The organism is Vibrio splendidus, assembly GCF_003345295.1.
GTDB classification, from domain to species: domain Bacteria; phylum Pseudomonadota; class Gammaproteobacteria; order Enterobacterales; family Vibrionaceae; genus Vibrio; species Vibrio splendidus_K.
Genome location: NZ_CP031055.1, coordinates 1,118,291 through 1,140,888, shown reverse-complemented (window position 1 = coordinate 1,140,888; position 22,598 = coordinate 1,118,291). Strand labels below are relative to the sequence as shown.

The 22,598-nt window shown below is 42.6% G+C and carries 17 protein-coding genes and 1 pseudogene; 14 read left to right on the top strand and 4 right to left on the bottom strand.

The window, feature by feature from the left end; all coding sequences use genetic code 11:
- The first annotated feature begins 46 nt into the window (after positions 1-46).
- The 4 genes from DUN60_RS05030 to DUN60_RS05015 all read left to right on the top strand — a co-directional run bounded on the left by DUN60_RS05030 (position 47) and on the right by DUN60_RS05015 (position 7,059).
- On the top strand, positions 47-772 hold the full coding sequence (locus DUN60_RS05030) for a metallophosphoesterase family protein (protein ID WP_114633345.1): 726 nt from the start codon (positions 47-49) through the stop codon (positions 770-772).
- 185 nt (positions 773-957) lie between these two features.
- Positions 958-3,000 (top strand): FUSC family protein, encoded by a 2,043-nt coding sequence (locus tag DUN60_RS05025; RefSeq protein WP_114633344.1) that lies wholly within the window; start codon positions 958-960, stop codon positions 2,998-3,000.
- A gap of 669 nt (positions 3,001-3,669) precedes the next feature.
- A complete protein-coding gene (locus tag DUN60_RS05020; protein WP_114633343.1) occupies positions 3,670-4,638 on the top strand; it encodes a nucleoside hydrolase in 969 nt (322 codons plus the stop codon).
- Between the two features lie 801 nt (positions 4,639-5,439).
- Positions 5,440-7,059 carry an endonuclease gene (locus DUN60_RS05015; RefSeq protein ID WP_114633342.1) on the top strand — a complete coding sequence of 540 codons (1,620 nt, stop codon included), beginning with the start codon at positions 5,440-5,442 and terminating at the stop codon, positions 7,057-7,059.
- Positions 7,060-7,427: 368 nt separating this feature from the next.
- On the opposite strand, the gene DUN60_RS05010 is transcribed toward DUN60_RS05015, so the two are convergent.
- A complete protein-coding gene (locus DUN60_RS05010; protein ID WP_114633341.1) occupies positions 7,428-8,339 on the bottom strand; it encodes a LysR family transcriptional regulator in 912 nt (303 codons plus the stop codon).
- Positions 8,340-8,460: 121 nt separating this feature from the next.
- Here DUN60_RS05010 and accD point away from each other — a divergent pair, with 121 nt between their 5' ends.
- Both accD and DUN60_RS05000 read left to right on the top strand, forming a co-directional pair.
- Positions 8,461-9,327, top strand: coding sequence for an acetyl-CoA carboxylase, carboxyltransferase subunit beta (accD, locus tag DUN60_RS05005; protein ID WP_114633340.1), 867 nt, complete (start codon positions 8,461-8,463; stop codon positions 9,325-9,327).
- Positions 9,328-9,637: 310 nt separating this feature from the next.
- Complete coding sequence (locus DUN60_RS05000) at positions 9,638-9,880, top strand: hypothetical protein (RefSeq protein ID WP_114633339.1); 243 nt, start codon at positions 9,638-9,640, stop codon at positions 9,878-9,880.
- A gap of 443 nt (positions 9,881-10,323) precedes the next feature.
- Here the strand turns inward: DUN60_RS05000 and DUN60_RS04995 are convergent, their stop codons facing one another.
- Together DUN60_RS04995 and DUN60_RS04990 are read right to left on the bottom strand one after the other, a co-directional pair.
- Positions 10,324-10,686 carry a NirD/YgiW/YdeI family stress tolerance protein gene (locus tag DUN60_RS04995; protein WP_114633338.1) on the bottom strand — a complete coding sequence of 121 codons (363 nt, stop codon included), beginning with the start codon at positions 10,684-10,686 and terminating at the stop codon, positions 10,324-10,326.
- Between the two features lie 446 nt (positions 10,687-11,132).
- Positions 11,133-12,944, bottom strand: coding sequence for a PLP-dependent transferase (locus DUN60_RS04990; RefSeq protein ID WP_114633337.1), 1,812 nt, complete (start codon positions 12,942-12,944; stop codon positions 11,133-11,135).
- 142 nt (positions 12,945-13,086) lie between these two features.
- Between DUN60_RS04990 and DUN60_RS04985 the strand changes: the two genes are divergently transcribed.
- Positions 13,087-13,542, top strand: a complete 456-nt coding sequence (locus DUN60_RS04985; protein ID WP_065205430.1) for an Lrp/AsnC family transcriptional regulator — start codon at positions 13,087-13,089, stop codon at positions 13,540-13,542.
- Positions 13,543-13,553: 11 nt separating this feature from the next.
- Here the strand turns inward: DUN60_RS04985 and DUN60_RS04980 are convergent, their stop codons facing one another.
- Complete coding sequence (locus tag DUN60_RS04980) at positions 13,554-14,180, bottom strand: type II secretion system protein (protein ID WP_114633336.1); 627 nt, start codon at positions 14,178-14,180, stop codon at positions 13,554-13,556.
- Positions 14,181-14,589: 409 nt separating this feature from the next.
- Between DUN60_RS04980 and DUN60_RS04975 the strand changes: the two genes are divergently transcribed.
- The 7 genes and pseudogenes from DUN60_RS04975 to folK all read left to right on the top strand — a co-directional run bounded on the left by DUN60_RS04975 (position 14,590) and on the right by folK (position 22,507).
- A complete protein-coding gene (locus tag DUN60_RS04975) occupies positions 14,590-15,498 on the top strand; it encodes a dienelactone hydrolase family protein (protein WP_114634300.1) in 909 nt (302 codons plus the stop codon).
- A gap of 306 nt (positions 15,499-15,804) precedes the next feature.
- Positions 15,805-16,608: a MetQ/NlpA family ABC transporter substrate-binding protein gene (locus DUN60_RS04970; protein ID WP_114633335.1), complete on the top strand. Its 804-nt coding sequence runs from the start codon at positions 15,805-15,807 to the stop codon at positions 16,606-16,608.
- Between the two features lie 201 nt (positions 16,609-16,809).
- Positions 16,810-17,490 (top strand): haloacid dehalogenase type II, encoded by a 681-nt coding sequence (locus DUN60_RS04965; RefSeq protein WP_114633334.1) that lies wholly within the window; start codon positions 16,810-16,812, stop codon positions 17,488-17,490.
- Between the two features lie 76 nt (positions 17,491-17,566).
- Positions 17,567-17,662 (top strand): annotated as a pseudogene (locus DUN60_RS04960) (Lrp/AsnC family transcriptional regulator); the annotation flags it as partial.
- Positions 17,663-18,101: 439 nt separating this feature from the next.
- On the top strand, positions 18,102-19,154 hold the full coding sequence (locus DUN60_RS04950) for a polyamine ABC transporter substrate-binding protein (protein ID WP_114633332.1): 1,053 nt from the start codon (positions 18,102-18,104) through the stop codon (positions 19,152-19,154).
- Positions 19,151-21,541, top strand: coding sequence for a putative bifunctional diguanylate cyclase/phosphodiesterase (locus DUN60_RS04945; protein ID WP_114633331.1), 2,391 nt, complete (start codon positions 19,151-19,153; stop codon positions 21,539-21,541). The genes DUN60_RS04950 and DUN60_RS04945 overlap by 4 nt, the downstream gene beginning before the upstream one ends.
- Positions 21,542-21,994: 453 nt before the next feature.
- Positions 21,995-22,507 carry a 2-amino-4-hydroxy-6-hydroxymethyldihydropteridine diphosphokinase gene (gene folK / locus DUN60_RS04940; protein ID WP_114633330.1) on the top strand — a complete coding sequence of 171 codons (513 nt, stop codon included), beginning with the start codon at positions 21,995-21,997 and terminating at the stop codon, positions 22,505-22,507.
- The last annotated feature ends 91 nt before the right edge of the window (positions 22,508-22,598 follow it).

Genomic DNA, 22,598 nt, shown 5'->3' with positions numbered 1-22,598 from the left:
TTTCTATCACCTTTGATAATGCGTATGGCACAACCGGACAACAGCAATGAACACCATTTACCAAATCAGTGATTGTCATCTTTCAGATGAATCCAGCTATGAAAACCTGCGGAGAGCCCTGGAATACGTCAGCAAAGACACAGCATGCAAGACCATTTTTCTAACTGGTGATATTTGTTGTAATCCAAAATCTGGCGACTACATTCGATTAGAAGCGTTCATTAGAGAACACATTAACGAACAATCTATTTACGCGATTGCTGGCAACCATGACGACTCTTGCTTAATGCGCAAAGAGCTAAAAGGATCGACGATTTTCGTCACCAATAAAGCCACTGTCTGTAAACGAGAGTTTGTATTTCTGGACTCTAGCTTCAAGCCGTTGGATACGCGTCACCCACTTGGTTCAGGGCGCATTGATAACCGCGGCATGGTTCAGCTAAAACGACAATTAAGAAAGGCCAATGATCCTATAGTGGTTGTTCACCACCCTGTCATTCCAGTCGGTGCTGATTGGATGAAAGCTATCTGTCTAGAGAACGATGCTGATGTGATGAACGTGCTTCGGAAATATCGCGTTCGTGACGTGATCTGCGGTCATGGCCATGATGGAATAACGGCGGCACAACAAGGCATAACTCAATATATGGCCCCTTCGACAGCCTATGGCTTTGACCACTCGATCAATGAATACAATCGCAGCGACAAGATAGGATTAAGTCGAATTTCGTTCTCTCCTGATTCCATCGACTACCAAGCTGTCTATTTTTGAACCCTCTATCTTGAATCTTGCTGTCTTAAACTTTGTGGATTCGCTTTCGAATAAACCAAGCTATATAGCGTTCTATGCCAATAGAAGAGGCTTGCAGCGATTCAATTTATCAATCTGTGATTGAAGACAGCACGCGAAGAGGTTTGGCGTTACACTCATTAAGATCAAACAAATAACGAGGGTCTATGACGTTTTCTCCTGCCATTTTGCGTAAAGTCTGGTACTCCCCTTCCATTAACCTTGGGCTTCGCGCCACCAGTGCCATTGTGCTGTTTCTCGGTTTAGGGGTGTTGTCGAATCAAACCACTATCGCCATGACCGCTCTCATGACTATGCCAGCCGCCCTGATTAGTGGCCTCGATGCAGCAGGGCCAAGGCGGTGGACACGTTTTGCGATTACCGCAACCGCTTGGGGCATGACTCTGGCCATCAGTTACGCTCTGCTGAAAAGCGGACTGCCTTTATGGATGACTTATGGTGCTATGGGTGCTTTGCTTGCCAGTGCTGCGGTCAATGGTCCTTTTTGGGCACGGCTAGGCATGTCGAGCCTATTGATAGCAGTCGTCACTCTCTCACTTCACAATTCCAACACAGCGCTAAACTTGTACCCTATGTTGGTACTCGGGCCTCTTACTTTTGCACTGTTTAGCTGGCTTTGGTTTGCGTTATGGAAGCACTATGCACTGCGCGTGTGTCTGTCCGCGATTTACGAAGCCTTGGCAGACTACATCCAATATCGACAAGCATTCTTGTTAGGTAGCGAAAGTGATGCACCGAAAAGACGCATCAAATACCAACTCATCGAGTTGTTCCAACAGGCTCTTCAATCTGAATCTTTTCGATCTAAACAAGAAGATGCTAACTCGCTTCGACAAGCCTTGTTCCTCGCTCTTGATACGTTTGAAGTGATACTCAGCAGCCACACAACGAATCCCGATCTATTGAACCAATTTCAGTCCAGCAAACACAAACGAGACTTGCTATTGGTTTGGAGCCAACATTGTCAGCAAAGACTAAGACACAAAGCCAAACAGCTTCTACACAACACAAACGAAGAGGTGAAGCACTTAAGCTCATTAGAGCAAGAAGCTAATGACTTGATTGAAGCGGTCAAGCTCGAAGACCAACCCCGCTTTCGTTATTGGGCATACGCAGTGAAGCACATTTCCCGTCGTATTGAGCTTAATGAACCCGCTTATGAACGTTCTTTTGAAGTGCAGCCGTTCGAGTTGTCTTTTCGCCTACCAAGCCGAGGCAATCCGATTTGGCGTCATGTTACCCGTGTCGGTTTGATGTTCGCACTTGGTGCTGGAATTGCGGAATACTTTGAATTGATTCGCCCTGATTGGGTTCTGATTTCGATGTTAATGGTGATTCAGCCAAGCTTCTTGGCGACACGCAGTAAAACGTGGCAACGCTGTTTAGGTACAGCGCTTGGTGTGCTGTTCGCGACCTCTTTAATTCACATTGGCGTACCAACGACCGCGATGTATACGCTTATCGTTATCCTCTTGCCTGTCGCAATGCTTAATATCATGCGCCATTACTCGCTAGCCATTGGTTGCATTACAGCGCTATTGATTTTGGTGTATCAGACCATGGCGCATCAAGGGCTCGATTTTGCAGCACCACGTTTGATCGACAACATAGTCGGGGGCGCGATTGTCCTGCTCGGATACAGCTTGTTATGGCCGCAATGGCGAGGCAAAGAGATCCACACTCAAGCGTTAAAAGCGCTTAATAGTTCAAAAAGCTTATTTGTGTATTGCTACGAACAGCTGCAAATTGGCACCGAACAACATGACCATATTGCGCTAACCAAGCAACGTGCCGCTATGCTAACCGCCGAAAGCGACCTTGAGCTGATTTACAATGAGATGCAGCAAGAGCCAAAACACACTCGTGCCGATCCTCACTATTATGAAGATATGCTGAGTCACTATCGATTGTTGAGCCATTATCTCTGCTTGCTGATTCCGCTGGTCAGGAAAGGCACGCAATACCAAGGTTCACAACAAGTCGAAAGCTTGATTCATGATGCGATGGACGCGTTAATCAATACCATTCGTGATAATCGCGTCTATGAACTGCCCGCACTAACCAATAAAACCGATGCCGACCACCCAACCTCTACAACGGGTCAACGCTCGGTAGAAGAAATCATCTGGTTAGCACTGATGACAGTAAAACAAATGCACGATTTAGTTAGACGTAATCTAGAAGGCTAAATCAGGGCTTAACTATCAAAGGACTTAAATACCAAAGATCTTAAACACCAATAGCCACTCAGATTTTGATCTGTATTTTTGGAGCGAAGTGTTTGGCACACCTTTAGGAAAAAGAAGAGTATCTAAAACTTGTTATTTAACTCATTCCAATACTTACGTTCTTTTTCAGTTATTGAATATATATGGTCATAACGACCACATCGACCTAATTGCCTTAAGTGACCGTGCAAAACCAATTCGTTTAGAGAATTTATAACGTTTACAACATCATTATTTGTAGATGGCATCCATTCCAAATCAAGACCTACTTCGCTTTTGATCTTGGAATCTTAAAAATAGAAACCCCACCGTAAGCAACTGATTTACGAGCCATTACTAAATTCACCACATACATCGTGATAACTTTCTTTAGTATCGAACATTCTATTCTACTGGTGGTCCATCACTGTCGAATAACTTGTAGTGGCATGGTGAATTTTTCCAATATTTTAAAGGTACTAATACCTTAGAAAAGGCGGAAACAAAATGACCGGAGTACAATATTCATACGAGCAATTCAAACCTTGAGAGTTTAAGTTAAATTGCTCTCATCATGAGATTCAAGTCACGTTCATCAGTGTTTTTTCTAGGTATCGTCTACTCCTCTCAACTGTTTAATTAGAAGCTGATATGACAAAGAAAATCATCCTAGATACAGATCCGGGCATCGATGATGCAATGGCAATCCTATTTGCAGAAGCACATCCAGATATTGAGCTAATGGGGATCACGACCGTTTATGGAAATGCGACGATAGACAATGGCACTCAAAATGCTCTCTATCTGAAGCAAAAATTCGGTATGAAGGCACTCGTTGCAAAAGGTTCGGATAAGCCCTTATTAAGAGATCCGGTTGGAGCAACGGTTGTTGTGCATGGTGAAACGGGGTTGGGTGATGTGACGGCACCAAGTTCGCTAGATTATGAAGCGATTAAAAAGCCAGCTTATCAGTTCATTATCGACAGTGTTCGAGCTGAACCTAGAGAGATCACTCTTGTGGCTGTCGGTCCTCTGACTAATCTTGCACTTGCACTGGAAGCTGCTCCTGACATCGTCGACTTGGTAAAAGAAGTGGTCGTTATGGGTGGTGCATTCGGTGAAAACGGCCACAGAGGAAATGTAACACCATTTGCCGAAGCGAATATTCATGATGACCCTCATGCTGCCGATAAGGTGTTTACGGCATCATGGCCAGTAGTCATTATCGGGCTCGATGTTACAGAGGAGAGTTTTTTTACCAGTCAATACCTTGATGAGTTGCGAGATGACGCTGGAGAAGTTGGGCAGTTCATCTGGGACATTAGCCGTTACTACTTAAAGTTTTATTCTGACAAAGTAGGAATGAATGGTTGTCATGTTCATGACCCATCAGCCATTGCTTATGTTATCCAACCGTCTCTTTTTACAAGTCGTAATGGCCCGGTCAGGGTTGTCACAGATGGGCCAGCGGAAGGGATGACCATTCAGAAAGCTGATCAACGTAACTATATGAATGATGAATGGGGTTTATTTCCTGCACAACAAGTCGGCGTTCAAGTAGATAGCGATACTTTACTCTCACTCTACAGAGAGACATTGATAAACTATTCACAGCAGTAAAGTGGGCCTGTCGTAAATATTGAGAAATGCGCGACAGGCTAATGCTCTGGATACAATAATCCTACAATTGCGTAGAAACGCTCAAAGGCACTGTCAGTTTCATCTGATTCAGATGAAACTGATCTTCAATATCAATACACGATCTAAGTGTCTATCCATATTAAAAAGTAATTTTCATTGACTAAGTTCGAGAATTGACTAGCTCACTTATGCCCCCAAAGTGAGCCTGAGAGGGATTGAACTCAGTTTCAAACCCTGCAACTTGCCTTACTTTTCCTGATGTCTAGAGTTCCAACAATGTAGCTAAATGTTTTAATCCACAACAGACTAACCTTTAATCACACTTACGCACGAATATGTTGTTCAACTATTTCTAAGCCATTGAATAATAGAAAACTAAAAGGAATTTTTTGATTGATAACGTGCCTTGAATCGGAAGCAACATGTGCTTGCACGGTTTTCAACTAGAAATTAGAACCAAACTGAATTATATGTATAATTTTCAGTTGGTTAGGCAAGGACGGGATCGAACTCTAGTAGAGGTTACATTTACTGTAGGCAGGGCTTGTGGATAAGTGCTTATTTTTGATTCATCGCGGATTTCCCTTGAAAGCCGAGATGAACCTTTTTCAATAATCTAGCGCGCGAAAGCATTTGACAGATCGATACCACATTGCTTTACATCACATATATTAATAAAAGTGACAATGCTTACATTTATAAATGTGATGCGAATCTCCATTCATCTTTTGATTACTTTCTAAGCTTAGTTGGTTTTTATCCGATTAAACAGAAGGTTATATGATAAATAGAATAATAACACTAAGTGGCGTTGCATTACTTTGTTCAGCGAGTGCGTATGCGCAAATGCAAAATGGAAGTTTCGAAAACTGGGAAGGAAACGTACCATCTGGATGGAGTGTGATTGACTCCGGCATTGCACTTTCCCTCTCTACCGACCCTGTAAATAACGGCAGTTTCTCTGCACAAGTAACAGTGAATACAAGTACTCAAAGTAATACCGATTTACTTCAAACGATAAGTGTTGAACAAGGGAAAACTTATGATTTCTCTGTCGATGTTTATCACACTGAAGGTAACGTGAAAGCTCGCCTTTTTGTTGATGGCTATTTAGGCTACTCGAATAATAGTTTAACGAATCAGTGGCAAGCATTAACTCACTCGTACAGCGCTACCAGCACTAAAGATATCGTTGTGGGCATACGATTTTATGATGATGCAGGTTTTGATGGTTCGGAAGTGGTGTATTTAGATAACTTTCAGCCTACGGAGACTCCACCAACACAAAGCTGCAATGACACAAGTGCCGCACTCACGCTAGTGACGGATAACTATGGTTCTGAAACCAGTTGGTCTCTCAAAAACTCAGTTTCTCAAACTCTTTATTCTGGTTCAGACTATCAAAGTAACACCAACAATGAAGTGGAAATGTGTTTAGCGGATGGTAGCTACACCCTAGAAGTCTCAGACTCTTATGGAGATGGAATGTGCTGCAGTGTGGGGAATGGTTCATACAGTTTGTCGGTAAACGGAACCGTTGTGGCATCTGGTGGTGATTTCCAAGCAAGTCAGAGTACAGAATTTACGATTGGTGGCTCAACTACTACACCACCAACTGAACCACCAGTGTTAGGTGAGTATTACAAAGACGCTGAAGGCAAAGTGGGCTTTGCGTTAAAAACGGCCTTATATCAAATTATTGATAATCATAGTAGTCAGGGTTACACCGCTATTTGGACATTAGTGTCTGAGGCTGACCTAGACGCATACTATGACACTGATGGGTCGATTCTCGATATGTATTCAGAGAAACCTTCAGGCTCAGATTCAATCCAATTTACTAAGGTGGCCGATCAATGTGGTCAATACAGCAAAGAAGGTGATTGCTACAACCGTGAGCACTCATTCCCGAAAAGCTGGTTTGGTGGGAAAGTCGAGCCAATGAACTCTGACGGTCACCATTTATTTGCCACTGACGGCTACGTTAACTCGAAACGTAGTAATTGGCCATTTGGTGAGGTGAGTAGCGCGACATACACATCAAGCAATGGTTCTAAGTTAGGCAGTGCAGCGAACTCTCTTGGTTATGTAGGTACGGTGTTTGAGCCAATTGATGAGTTTAAAGGTGATTTCGCAAGAGCATATTTCTACATGGCAACACGCTATGAAAATGAAATCGCTAATTGGGAAGGGAACTCTACAAGCTCTGACGCCGTTCTGGATGGAACCAATACAACCGTTTTTGAACCTTGGCTACTTACCATGCTAAAGCGTTGGCATTCTGAAGATCCAGTAAGCCAAAAAGAAATCGACCGAAATAAGGCGGTACATGATTTCCAAGGGAATCGTAATCCGTTTATTGACCATCCTGAGTTTGTAAGCCAAATCTGGGGAAATTAATCGGAATATAACCACCATGACAATGGTTTTATGATGATTGAATTGAGCCCAATCCTTTGTTTGGGCTTTTTTTGATAGGCATTAGAGAGCATGATTTTAAATATTTGAAAAAGCATATTGTCATGAAGGTCCGTATGCTTGTCAGTGATCTGCACCATCAATACTAGACGCTACATTAAGCGACTTTCCATACCTTTAGTTATCTATGAATTGCCAACTTAGAGGAAGTTGTAGCTCATTTATGTCAAAAAGTTTGTTATCACTACCCGAAAAACAAAAATCCTCGCAAACTCGAGGTCTTAGTTTTATCCATAAATAGTGAGTACATCTCTAACCTAGGGAAGAGCCCCTAGCCTCCGCATTTTCTGTTATTTTTGCCCGTCTAGATTTGCTTGATGTAGTAAGTGCTCTATGAACATCGGAACCTTTTTTGCTATGTGCTTTCTCGACGCATAAAAGGCGTACAGCACCAAATCTTCAGGTTTGTATTCAAGTTCTATAACTTCCAAAGAGCCAGTATCTATTTCATCGCGACAAAATTCAGCAGGGAGTATCGCAAGCCCCAAACCAGCCAATGCACCTGCTTTAGCGAGTTGTCCACTATTCACTTTAAATGCAGATTTTACTCTTTGAGTAATTACCTGACCTGTTTCGTTCTTAAATACCCATGGCATACCATTTAACGCGGTAAAGCTGCTAATGCAAGGTACATGTTTCAAATCCGTAATCTTAAAAGGCTTAGAAGATGTATGAAGAAGTTTGGGTGAAGCCACAACAACACTAGTCCAACGCTTAATCTCTTTCGCTATCCAATTGTTATCCTCTAGCTTCCCTCGATGAAAACTCAAAATAACGTCAAACCCGTCAAGCGGGTCCTCTTTAGGGCTGATACTCGTATCACAACATAATGAAATAGATGGATATTGAGTACAAAACGAAACGACGGCTTGGGCCAAGTCAGGTGAGTCTGGCATTAAAATATTGAGTTGCCCTATGACTTCACGAGAGTGTTGTGTCACCTCCTCAAGAGCATCATTGAGTTTATCCAACAATGGCTGAGTTCGTAGATAGAGGTGGTCCCCTGCTTCTGTCGAAGAAATTCGGCGAGTCGTTCTATCAAAAAGTCGAGCATCCAGCTGCTCTTCTAGCAACGCGATATGACGACTGACGTTTGATGTCGGCAAACACAGAAACTCCGCAGCTCTCTTAAAGCTATTGTTCTCATAGACACAGTGAAAACTTTTTAGCCATTGTTGATCAATCTTCTCAAGCATTCCCATTAATCCCACTCATTTCAATAATCCCACCATATTGGATTATAAAGCCCGTATTAGGCACTTTATTACCAGAAACAGGCTTATACAATGCTCATCATTAAAAGTGAACTGGATAAGGTTTCCAATGAGTTGGTTAGAAAAGCTATTAGATAAGAAAAATATAATCAGTACGCGTAAAGCGAATATTCCAGAAGGCGTATGGACAAAATGCCCCTCTTGCGACCAGATTCTGTACCGGATAGCCCTTAAAGAAAATCTGGAGGTGTGTCCAAAATGCGATCACCACATGAGGATGTCCGCACGCTGTCGCTTAGAAAGTTTTTTAGATAACGGCGAGCGAACTGAGATTGGCAGTGAACATGAACCGAAAGACTTACTAAACTTTAAGGATAAGAAACGCTACACCGCACGCTTGGCTCTTGCTCAAAAGAACACAGGAGAAAAGGATGCGTTAGTGGCCTTGAAGGGAGAGCTTTTAGGATTACCTGTTGTAGCGTGCGCTTTCGAATTTTCTTTTATGGCTGGCTCAATGGGTGCCGTTGTGGGCGCTCGCTTTGTTGATGCTGTTAATGCAGCCATCGAGACTAACTGTGGATTAGTATGCTTTTCGGCTTGTGGTGGAGCGCGCATGCAAGAATCGCTCATGGCTTTAATGCAAATGGCAAAAACAAGTGCTGCTTTAATGCGACTATCAGATGCAAAGCTCCCTTATATCTCCGTATTGACCGATCAAACTTTTGGCGGTGTATCGGCAAGCATTGCGATGTTAGGTGATATCAATATCGGTGAACCCAAAGCGAGAATTGGTTTTGCCGGGCGTCGTGTAATTGAGCAAACAGTACGAGAAAAGTTACCTGAAGATTTTCAGCAGAGCGAATTCCTATTAGAGCATGGCGCATTAGACATGATTATTGATAGACGTGAGATGCGCAAAAGGATTGCCAGTCTCATCGCAATGATGACCAATACTCAGATTCAAGTTGATCATTAGACCACTACACCTCGCCCTATAACTCTCCCTCAAATGAAGTTCAACGATCTCTTTAGATTAACGACCGAGGGGGAGATCATTCTTGATCGCTGAATATACAGCAACACTTGTAACGTTCGCATTCAGTTACTCCACTTTCCGACTATCAATAAGAGGTTGAAGAAGTAAACCGTACCCAGCTACATTCCTTTGGATTACTGTATTTACACTAGCTTCTTATGGTTAAAATGCCGTATTGTACAAACAATCAAATTATAAATACTCGCGGCCTTGCCACAGAGACTCTCCATTCTAAACGAAAAGACTTACTATGAATTTTGATATCAATGCACTAAAACACCACCAACTGGTCGAAGATGGTCAACTCGAAGGGTGTTACATTCATCAGCCAGTACAAGGCAGTCAGCCAGATGATAAAGATGTTTTAGCAGAGCGCCAAGCGCTGGAAAATCTGGGGTATAAGGTGGTACAGGTTAAAGCTAAAGGCGGGACAACAACGTTTGCCGAGGCTATGCAAGAGCTTGCGAAGAAGACTGGCCACCAGCCTAAATAGTAAACGAGTGAGCAGAGAGAGTTACAACGTTCTCTAACGACAGTTTTTTGAGTCTCTCTGCCGAGTAATCTCAACATGAGCCATTTCATGCTGACAACCAATGGAGCAGATACTTTTTGCGTCAGTGAGTTAGCTCCTGCTCTCACCGTTTTCCCCAAAATGAGTCACCGCTATATTTGGTCCCAAACACAAAAATGGGTTGGTACAGCCGAAATTCAGTCTATTACCTAAGAATCTAGCTTTATTAGAGACGGAGACTGTTTACTGAATTAATGTTGGACGGGTATGGCACTTAGCTATGAGTTATGAGTTATGAGTTATGAGCAATAACACAAAGTAAATACATGCTCTCTATTTGTCATAGTTATAAAACTTTAAAGGAGCCACAATGAGCTCCTTTGAGGTTTAAGTTATCGCTTCAGTTACTACTGCATTCACTCGATTTAGCTACCAATCGCAATTCTATCGACTTCAATTGTTGCCTCTTCCCAGCTATCTTTTTCAACGTTGCCAACAATCGTTATCTTGTCATTTGGAGCAATCGTCAAACCAGCCCAAGCTTCATCCTCTACTTCGATCACAATTGTGTTTTTGCCATCAGTAAACTTGTACTCGTCGTCTCCCAAAGAGTGCACAATGTTACCCGTCACCTGAACTTGGGTATCATCTCTTGCTTCTAGGACTTGAGCAACCGTAACAGGAGCGCTAGCCGTCGGGCCACTAAATCCGCCCGTTGCTGGTAAAGTGTTTGCTGTTGCTAAGCCTGAAGCCAGAACCAGTGTAGTAGCAATAAGTACGTTTTTCATAAGAACCTCTAAGGAGTCATAGTTTGTTTTGATGGGTGTACTATGCAGGAGGTGGTATTAATCGCGGATGAAAGTAGCGTTCATAATTCATTCATGTTGAAAATACGTAGAATGACAATACCCAAAAAAACCATAACCATATGATCTTAAACGCTATCTTAATCGAATAATTTTATTTTTTACGAAAATCATTCCTTTTCTAGAGCTCTTGCTCTTTGTTATTCAGTATTCGCCCAGTAATAAGTCATCAACAGAGTCGCTTTCCAAGCACCAATTAAATAGCACTCGATGAAACTACACAGTGAGAGCTTTCTAAAACTAAGGCCTCGCGTGCGGCCTTAGTTTTTCTATCTAGTGATTATAACTGCACTCTAACGGTTACAGTTACCCTACTTCACTGACTTTTCTTGCTAACCTTTATTGCCAGCTTAGCTTACTGACCTAAGTTACTGAGTAAGCTGACTGAACTTCGGCAAGCTCTTCACAAACCTCTGATGTACATCCATATAGGTTTGCATATAGATTTCATCGATACTGTTACCACTAGGGAAACTCGATGAGAAGTCTGCGTGTTTGCGGTCGATTGACAATTTGGCTGCCTCGATAATGTGAGCAATGAACATTCGAGGATCTTCCAAGCCGATAGAGATACGCATTGTGGTCGGTTTGATGCCTGCTTCATTGAGCGCCTCGTCGCTGAGTTCAGAATGCGTAGTCAGTGCCGGGCACAGTGCCACCGTATTGGTTTGCCCTAAACTCACTTGCATGCCGATTGCGGGCTCAAGCATGTCGAAGAACTGTTTAAACCCATCTCGATTGATTGGCGCCCGATCGCCGTTGCCTTCCATGTCTATGGTAAACAGCGCTGCAGGTAACCCCAAGTACATGTTGTTCTGGCAGTGTTCATAGTTATCACTATCTGGCAAAGCTGGGCACGACACATTGATGTCTGGGTGAGCATCGAAGATCTTCGCGAGAGTCAGAGTATTAATGGTTTTCTGCACCACGCGCATCTCATAGGTTTTCATACCATTGAGCACTTCGAACGCTTTGTCTGCGTCTAGGAATGCGCCCTTAATGTAATACACATTCCAAAACAGCGTTTCGTTCCATGGAATGGTGGCCACATCGCCGTTAGGTTTGTTACAGGTGACCTCTTCTCCTTTTGGCACAAACATGGTCTCGTTACGACCAATGACTACGCCAGCCGTTGTGGTGCCTGAACCTGCTAGCTCTTTGGTGTAGGAGTGAATGACATAATCGGGTCTTTCCATCACATCATCGCGTTTTAGTACTGGATGCAGTAATGGTGTACCCACTGTAGAGTCGACAATCACATCCCAACCACGAACGTGACCAGCTTTGCTGATGCTAGCAACATCTAACACGTATCCATGCGGGTTACACGGTGACTCTAGGTAAACGTAGATTTTCTTACCTGCGGCGAGGCGATCCGCGTATTTATCGGCAACCTCATCAAGACGAGCCGCAAACTCATCACCTGAATAGCCATCGACCCACTCTACCGCGACATTCAGATTAGAAGGTTTTCCAAACCAATCTTCCAATAGCTGATAAGAACCGCCGTAGATATTGCGTGAAGCCAAGACAATGTCTTCATGCCCGAGCAAGTGGCTTAACAACCCATCAATAGCCGCCATCCCCGAGTTAAAGTTCCATGCGAGATACTCGTTGGCTCTAGAGCCTGCCTCAATATCAACCATGTGATTAGCCAGTGAAATCGATGTAGGATTGAGAAGACGAGAGTAAATATCGTGCAGCGGCTCTTTACCGTTGAATGCATCTTCAATCCATTCTGTACACGCAAATAAATAGGTCGCGGTGCGCGTAATAACAGGGCTTGCAGAGAATATAGCAGCGACATTATCGAAGATAGGATACGCACCTTTAGACGCAAAATTACCATTATTAGTGGCAATGGATTGGTAAGTGGCACGCATTGGGTTTTGCAGATTGTCGAGGATCTTTGCGATCTGAAATGACAAAAAGCGTTTGGCGTTAAACCAAGCGATTCGGTCACTCTTATCGAGTTCTGAGAGGCCGTCAACCGTCAATGCCCAAAGGTCGTGAGTCTTGGTATTGGCTTTGTACAGTGTTGTCGCCAGTTCAATCAGCGTGACGCCGTAATCACTGTTTGGATCGATACCGAAGTGCTTTGCTTGCTCAATGGCAAGGGCTTCTGCTTGTTCGTGTTTGGTCGTTTTACGCAGCGGGCTAAGTTGAGTTGAAGTATTCATAATTGCTAAGTCATTCCATGCTTGTTGTTCCTCCTTTAATTTTAGTTTTGGGCAGATGTTAAAAATTGCTATTTGCAAAGTAAGACATACACTTTGAGCAATAATATTGCCAAACTAAACCCAATATTGATGGAATATGCCAATGGACGAGATCGACAAGAAGATACTGGCTGAACTGCAAAGCAACGCTCGGCTCACCAATCAAGAGTTGGCCGATCGCGTGGCGCTGTCGCCATCTCCTTGTTTACGCCGAGTTCGAGCACTCGAGAAGCAAGGGATTATTCGTGGCTATCACGCCTGTGTTGACCAAGAAGCGTGCGGGTTGCCTGTGAATGTGTTTGTGTTGGTGAAACTTGAAAAGCCAACTGAAGAGAATATGCGAGACTTTGAACAGCACATCGAAGTGATTGACGAGGTGTTAGAGTGCTTTCTGATGACGGGCAATCACGACTACTTATTGCATGTGGTGAGTGAGTCACTCAAAAGCTATGAGCAGTTCATCCGCAAGCAACTAACCCGCCTGCCCAATATAGCTTCTATCGAATCCAGTTTCGCCTTCGGTCAGGTAAAAACAAAAACGAAACTGCCAGTGAGATAATTAGAAACTACTTAGTTTGACTGTGCAGAAGGCATTGGATAGTCATCTCCAATCATACAGATAAGTGCACCCCCAACAGCTTTGTCGTAACGTACTTTTCCGGTCGTATTCGAACTTTCTATACTCGCATTGCCGTCCACAATCTGATTAATTTCTTGTGCCACTTTTGTTGGTACCAACCATATACAAGCCGCAAGAGAACAGGTTGCTGACGACGATTCACAACCTGTCTCGGAGCTTCCTCGTGCCCATTGGCTGCCCTTTTCCTTAAGCAGTAATTGCGTTGCTATGTAATCTGGGTGATCGATGTACTGATCACCACCTATCCATGTATCGCCATAAGGTAGGTACGGCCCTTGCCATGTTGATAAGCCCGGATTTTCAATTAAGTGATTGATGTTTAAGTAGCCGAAGTTCGTGTCGGTATCGGAAGTAATTGGAGGTAAAGAGCCATTGTCATGAGAATATTGCTCCGCTGCATCCAAGACAGTATTCAGTTGCCCGATCAAAAATGTTGCCTCATCGGCACGGGAAATACGATTACCGATCTGGTTGTAGATAAAAAATGCGGCAATGAGCATGAGTAAACTAAACGATGCAAGTTTCCATTTTTCTATCTGACGCAAAAGTCTTAACATCTATTTTTTATCTCTCATCAAGAAGGTTCTGATAGCGCTAAGGCGATCCCTATCGGAAATGATTATACCAGAGTAAAATCAAGCGGTTTGTATTGAAACATTCTGCCCTATTGACCGTAAATATGCCTAGCTCTTAAAGGTCAATTTAGAACTAGACCCTCCCCAAAAACAAATAATAATCACCACCCAACTTCACTGACTTAATCGCATACCTAAACCTTGTGTAGATTGATTCCGTCAAACAAACCTAAGACATGGGAATCGATTCGAAGTGATCGTTTATCTGACTGTCATCTAATTTTTGTACTTTGATATAACAAATAGCTCAAAAGTTATTGAGCGATCGTTCAGATATATTAAAATTTCCACTATAGTTGATTGGTCAAACAACTCACAACAAGGAAAAGTTATAAATCAAAATACCGAATCTCAATCAACCCCAACTCGGTCTATCCCTCAAGAAGCATTTGATTGGTACGACGAATATGCGCACGGTCTGATTGATCGCAGAGAATTTATGGCTCGTCTATCTGGGTTGGCTGTACTTGGCTTAACCATGACAACATTAACTTCTGCACTAATTCCTAATTATGCAAACGCAGAGCAAGTTTCTTTCAATGACCCTTCCATCACAGCAACCTACGAGACATTTCCTTCACCTAAAGGATACGGAGAAGGCCGTGGTTATTTAGTGGTACCAAAAGAGTTAGCGGATAATGCGCCGGTTGTCTTAGTTGTTCATGAAAATAGAGGCTTAAACCCATATATAAAGGACGTGGCAAGACGACTCGCGGCCGCGGGGTTTATTGCGTTTGCACCCGATGCACTCTATTCGCTTGGTGGGTATCCAGGTAATGATGATGAAGGTCGAGCAATGCAAAAATCATTATCCAGAGAGAAAATCGAAGAAGACTTTATCGCCGCTGCAAACTTTTTGAAATCTCATGAAAAAAGTAACGGTAAGCTAGGCGCAGTCGGATTTTGCTTCGGTGGCTATATCGTAAATATGTTGGCGGCGGTAATGCCAGAGCAACTGGATGCGGGCGTTCCATTTTATGGCACTCCTGCCGCACCCGATTTAAGAAAAAATGTTAAAGGGCCATTGCTCATCCAATTTGCGGGAATCGATAAACGTGTGAATGCAACTTGGCCAGAGTATGAAGCTGAACTCAAAGAGATTAGGGCAGACTACACCGCTTACATCTATGACGGTGTGAATCATGGCTTCCATAACGATTCAACAGGTCGATATGCTGAAGAAGAAGCAGAGTTAGCGTGGGCGCGTACACTTGAGTTCTTTAGTAAAAAGCTTTCTTAATAGGCAGCTTTACCGAACCCGTTTTCTTTAAGTTCCAAGTTACTGCCCTATACCTTATTCAACGAAACCCAAAAGGCCTCATACGTGCGAGGCCTTTGTTTTCTCAACGCTATATGGGCTTGCCCTACAGATAGGTTTGGGGGGTCGACGTTCTGGTATTAAGTACACCTAGCTGCTTAATATCAATCTAACCTCTTAATATCAATCTAGCTTTGCTTCTAACAAACCTATTGACCCGATCGTATAAATAGATAATATAGACATCTAGACGCCTACATGTCTTTTGGTTAATTAAATGGAGTTATCATGAACCGCTACAAAAAAATCACAGCATCCCTGTTGGCATTAGCATTCGTATTTGGTGTAACAGGATGTGGAAAAAAAGACGAGGCTGTCATCAAGATTGGGGCGACAGTTGGCCCACATGCACAAGTTGTACAGGCCGTTGCCAAAGAAGCAGCAAAGCAAGGGATCAATATTGAGCTCGTCGAATTCTCAGACTACATCACACCTAACGCAGCACTGGACGATGGAAGTATCCAACTGAACAGTTACCAACATCAGCCATTTCTCGACAACTTTAACGACAATCACGATAGCAAGTTAGTTTCTATCGGACGTTCAATTTTGATGCGTATGGGCGTTTACTCGAACAAGTACACTTCGCTTGACTCTATCCCAGATAACGCACGAATCGCGATTCCAAACGACCCAACGAATGGCGGGCGTGGGCTATTACTACTTGAAGATGCTGGACTGATTTCTTTAAAAGACAACGCTGGTTTCAACGCATCTTTAAACGATATTGTTAACAACCCGAAGAACATTCGATTTGTTGAAGTGGATGCCGCTCAGCTCCCCCGCTCTCTTGACGATGTAGATGCTGCTGTAATTACCATGAACTATGTAATGTCGGCTGGACTCGACCCTAAGAAACAAGGCATTTACTTAGAACAAAAAGACGCACCTTTAGCCGTGATGGTGGTGGCGGCGCGAGAAGAAGACAAAAATAATGAAACGTATAAAAAGATCATCTCAATTTACCACTCTCAAGAGATCAATGACTTTTTAGACAGCACTTTCAAAGGCACCATAGAAGCCGCAAATTAAGCTAAAAGAGTTCACCTTAGATTTGGCGTTGCCTGTTACTCGTTAAGCAACGCCAGATTTGAGTGACATGTTCATCGCTGACTCATTCCTGCCCCTTTTCAAATTAGAAGCAAAGCTTAAGTTACTTAAAGCAAGGTTGAAAACGGTGTGATGAGAGCGGATTATGTAAGTATGAAATTCAATTAATTCTGGGTTCTTCGCATGAAAAAAGAAGTGATACTGTTTGATATAAACGAAACGGTTTTAAATTTGGAGTCATTACAGCCTAAATTTAAAGCGGTGTTTAGCAGTGAGGATGCACTATCGCTCTGGTTTTCAAAGCTTTTACACTCCTCAACGGTTTGCATCGCAACAAACGTAAAATCTACTTTTTCTGAATTAGCGAATGCAACGCTCGACGCTATTGCACAGCGGTACAAGTGTGATTTAACGACCGAAAGCAAAGGTGCCTTATTAACTTCCTTTGCCAATCTACCACCGCACACTGATATCAAAGCATCTTTACATAAATTGCGTAACAACGGTTTTAAAACAGTCGCTTTTTCCAACTCATCCCTCGACCTTATCACTTCTCAAATCAAGAACTCGGGCTTAGAAGATTATTTCGACACCGTCATTTCTGTTGAAGAAACAGGCAGTTTCAAACCAAATTCAGACGTGTATAAATTTGCAGCAGAAACTTTACAAGAGCCTGTCGATAACCTTCGTCTTGTCGCTACTCACGATTGGGACACTCATGGTGCGTTATCTGCTGGCTTACAAGCCGCCTATATAGACCGAACAGGAGTTGAGTATCATTCCTTGTATTTGAAGCCGGAGATTAGCTCAAAGACGATGGATGGTGTGGTAGAGCAGATAATTAAGCACAATTTAGACAAGTAAAACCTCAAGAGGCTTTTGCTACTCCCGCTCGATACAAACAAAAAGGCTTCGCACACGCGAGGCCTTAATTCTATCTACAGAGCAATTAACTCGCCTACCCAATATAGCTTCTATCGAATCCAGCTTCGCCTTCGGTCAGGTAAAAACAAAGACCAAATTGCCAGTGAGATAGATGAAGTTCGCTTTTGCTCGGGGTTTATGGGGCGCTAGAGGCTGCTCTTCAAAATTCCTGAACTGCACCAACAAATGTTTTGCCCCATTCCGCATTAACGTAATTACTCCGTGGAAGATCGAGCTACTGGAATTTCAGTACTTTTTCTCAAAGCAAACTGTCGACGTGGAGTTGCAAGTTGGTGATGTTTGAGTTTGAGTTTGTAGTAAAGAACATGCTCCGATTTGATCCAATATGAAAAATAACGTTTAACGATGTTTTACACTTTCAATTCTCTATGTCTACTCTAGTTCCACAAATCAACTATTTGCACGATATCTAATATACATCTCACTAATATATTGAATGATGAGGCACAATTACGCCTATGTTTGATAAATAAGGCCAAAACCAACGTCATGGTTAAACACCATCGAAAACAATTAGTAATAGGTATCTGATGCGTTTTTTAACTTGTTTTACTCTAACGTGTACTATTTTTTTATCCGCTAGGTGTTTTGCCGAAGAGCTAAAAATTTTTACTTGGGAAGACTATATCTCTGACATTCTGATAGAAGAGTTTGAAGAACAGTACGGTCATACTGTTTCTCAAGTTTATTTTGAAAATGAAATGTTGCGTGATGCTGTGGTGTATTCAGGTAAAGCCCTAGCCTATGATTTGTTTATCATTGATGGGCAAACCATTGGCGAACTGGGCAAAGCAGGCACCTTAGGGGATTTGTCTAATACTTTGAAGGAAGGTAATTCAAACTTTACAGAGGAGTCTCGCAGAGCTTGCGGGGTGCATGGCATTCCGTACGCTAATGGTACCATGGGGGTCGCATTTCGGTCTTCAAGAGCTACCGAAGGTATAACCTCTTGGATGGACGTTTTCGACTACGCATTAGAGCACCCTCAAACTGTTGTGATTCCTGATGACGATGTAGATACCATTGCAATCGCATTATTGGCGTTAGGGTTCGATCCTATGACCGAAAATGAAGTCGAATTGGCACAAGCGTACAAACTGTTAATGAAGGTCCGTGAACAGCTATTAGTAATAAGAGCGGCTATTGGCTACGCTCTAGATAAAAAATCTGGCTCTAAAATGGAAGTTGCCGTTATCTATTCAGGAGAAAAAGAACAAATAGCGTCGTATACAGAGCAAGATGATTGGATCTATACCATTCCTCAAGAAGGTACTTTGATGTGGCATGAATGCTTTAGTGTCCATAAAGACAGGCCTATTAGCAAAGCGTCGATAGAGTTCCTTAACTTTATTAACACACCTGAAAGATCGGCATTAAATGCAGAAGAGATGTGGTTCGCAAGCTCGAACAGACACGTCTTGGGCTTAGCATCTGATGATTATCTGTTAGATGAAGAGTTGTTCCCAACGGGATTAGACAGCGGTTCATCGTTTACCTATAAGACACTAAGCAAAGAAGCTTCAGACCTGAGAAGCCAAATACTCTTTGTTATTCATAACCAAAGATATAAAACAAAAAAATGAAACTGTCGCTAAAGATCAATTATATTCTGCTCCCTGTTATGGTGGTAATTTTCTCCATCGCCGGAGTGTTTTCGTATACCAGTCAAAAAATGCAACTGAACTCGTCGCTATCGGAACAATTACAAAGTGAACTTACTCATATCTCTCATGAGCTTAATGAAGCGCTTAGAGAGCTCGATTCTGCGATTAGAATGAGTCTAGAGAACTACTACATTCAAAAGTATCTTATTGAAATATATGATGACACTGCTCAATATTACACGGAGAAAGAGCTAACGGCTTATATCAATCAATTAAAGCTCAATCACAGTACGATCGAGAGCTTTGCTCTAGTGGATATTAATGGCAAAGAGCTTATCTACTTTAATACGTCGGATCCATTTGCAAAATACTCTGCTGATACGGTTGTGACGGATCACCTTGCTACGATTCAACAAGCATTAGATTTGAAAGGTGTGGCTCACGTTAACGCTTCTACCTACAAACTGAACAATGGTGTTGAAGGCCCTGAATTTTTAGTTGTAAAAACATTTACACCTGAGCAGAGTTTTACTGTCCCAACCTTTTCTTATGGGCAGACATTACTTACTGCAGTGGTTCGCTCAAAAATCAGGCACTACGATGAATTTCAAGCGTCTGTGAAAAGTAGGCTCGGTCCTGACGCTCAACTGATACTTAGACCTAATGCCACCTCGTATTCGCTGGGTAACGAAGAACAGATAAAAGATATTACCCTGCCAGACTATGAATTAGGTTTTCAGTTAATACATGACTTATGGTCTATCAAAATTTGCCTATCTCAAATACACCTCAATAAGTTGTATAAACCTTTTCAACTTCTTTACGCTGTTATTGTTTTGTTAGTAACGGCTGTCACTTTCTTACTACTAAAGTGGCTTATCGTAAAACAAATCATTAAGCCAGTGGAGAGACTGACTAAGAAAGTGGAGTCCGTAAATCATGATGGCTTAGTCTACATAGAGCGTTCCAAAAGTAACGACGAAGTCTCCATCCTTACCAATAAGTACATTAATTTGATTACTGATCTCGATGATCTGGCAAAAAGAGACTCTCTGACGGGCTTACCAAATAGGAAAAAATTCAATCTAGATATCACGCGTATAATGAGTAACTGCACCGAAACAGATACAAAGTGCGCCGTTATATACTTTGATATTGATAACTTTAAACACGTAAATGACAAGTACGGACATCATGTTGGTGACCACTTATTCGTAGTGTTTTCAGAACGCCTTGTCGACAGCTTTGTTGATTTTGAGTGGGGAAATCTAACTATCTCTGAGCTTGAGTTCGCCAGGCTATCTGGGGATGAGTTTGCCATCATAGTTGGTGGATTGGACGACTTAGATATACTTACCGAATTTGCCCATCGAATTCTCTCTCTCTTTGAGGACGGCTTCGAGGTGGATGGTACTCAATTTGATATTGGGGTCAGTGTCGGTATTTCCGTTTACCCTGATGATGCTAACTCTGTCACCGAACTGGTTAACAATGCTGATTCAGCGATGTATGCCTGCAAAAATGTCGCGGGAAGAAACCATTATCAATTCTACTCAAAAGAGATGGATGGAGAAATAAAGCGTCATACTCAAATTAATGAAGACTTGAAAGATGCGATTAAATCTAACGAGTTCTATCTAACCTATATGCCAGTTTATGATATCGAAAAAGGTCAGATAAAAGGTGCAGAAGTTCTAATCCGTACAAGCCACGAGGCTCTTCTTTCCTACGGTCCAGCGGATTTTATACCTGTAGCAGAATCGTCAGGCTTAATTAAACATATTGATTATTGGGTTTTTGAAAATGCTCTGCAAACGCTGTCCGTCTGGATAGAAGAGCTGAATTTTGATGGTACATTAGCGATTAACTTCTCATCTTGGCAGCTCCATAATTCCGACTTTGTCAATGTACTTTCTGGGTTACTGACGCGCTATGAGATTCCAGCCCACATGATTGAAATGGAAATCACTGAAACCTGCTTTATACCCGGAGATGAACAGAATATTGAGAGACTTAAGGCGTTGAAACAACTCGGAGTGAAGGTTTCTCTTGACGATTTTGGTACCGGCTATACAGCCTTTAGCCAACTGATAAATTATCCTATCGATACGCTTAAGATCGACCGTATGTTTGTCAACGCAATTGACTCTGAATCAACAGACAAACAGCTTATTGAAGTGATCATTGAAATGGCCAAAATTTATGATCTCAATATCATTGCAGAAGGCGTAGAAACAGTGAGTCAATTAGATTACGTTCGAAACAAAGGATGCCAGGAAGTACAGGGGTTCTTACTATCTAAGCCTTTAAAAGAAGATGATTTTATCGCGGCATGGAAGAGAGGGAGTTTGCCTGAATACAGTTAAAATATGTGACACCATAGAATATGGTCTAGTTCTGCGCCTTGGAATGACACATCGCTTTGCCCGTTCGATTGATGGCTGTATGTTGTGGCCAGATTAATCTAACCTCCTGATTAGAATTGTTGTCATGAGCTTTGACATGGGTAACGATGAAAAGCCAGATACACCTCTATTTGAGGCGAGCCAACTTCAGTAAAGCGGTGTTTTCGATGCTATAACTAATCCGTATTCTATTAACTTAGCAAAACCACTGACAAAATAGTTATCCAATACCTTCATAGGCCGAGCTTTGACTCGTGGCACTTTCTAGCTCACAGGTGCCCTTTTGTCGGGCTCAAAACGGGAAAAACTTGTAACAGAACAGTATTTTTCTTTTGTCTTCCTACCTTTAAGAGGATGCATTGCTGATCTTGATCGTGAGTTGGACGTATAGGCTGATTAAAAGGAAGGAAAACTATGGCCACCGTCTATGTCAGCATCGGAAGCAACATTAACCGCGAACATCACGTCACAGAATCTCTCAAAGCATTGCATGATCGCTTTGCGCCCCTACACATTTCTAAATTCTACGATTGCGAGCCTGTCGGTTTCAAAGGGGATAACTTCCTCAACCTCGTCGTTGGGTTCAAATGTAACCTGCCTGTCGCAGAGCTGGTTAAGATTCTGCATCAAATCGAATTAGAGAACGATCGCAAGCGTCAGACCAAAGCCTATGCTTCACGCACGATGGATATCGACATCCTTCTTTATGGTAATCAAGTCGGCGTTATTGATGGCGTAGAGCTGCCTAGAGGCGAAATCACCGAGTACGCTTTTGTGCTCAGGCCATTAGTCGATATTGCCGCGCAAGAACGCCACCCCACTCTAGACATCTCATATCAACAGCTCTGGGAAAGATTCGATCAGTTGAGCCAGAAAACCGAACCCATCCCTTTCGAGCTCGGTTTCACTTTGCGTTTGCATGACTGAAAAAAGAACGGCTGCAACAGGAACAATTGCGAAAGGGACAACTGAATTCTTAATCGCGTGAGCTTTACTGATCTTTTCTTAAAACAAGCAC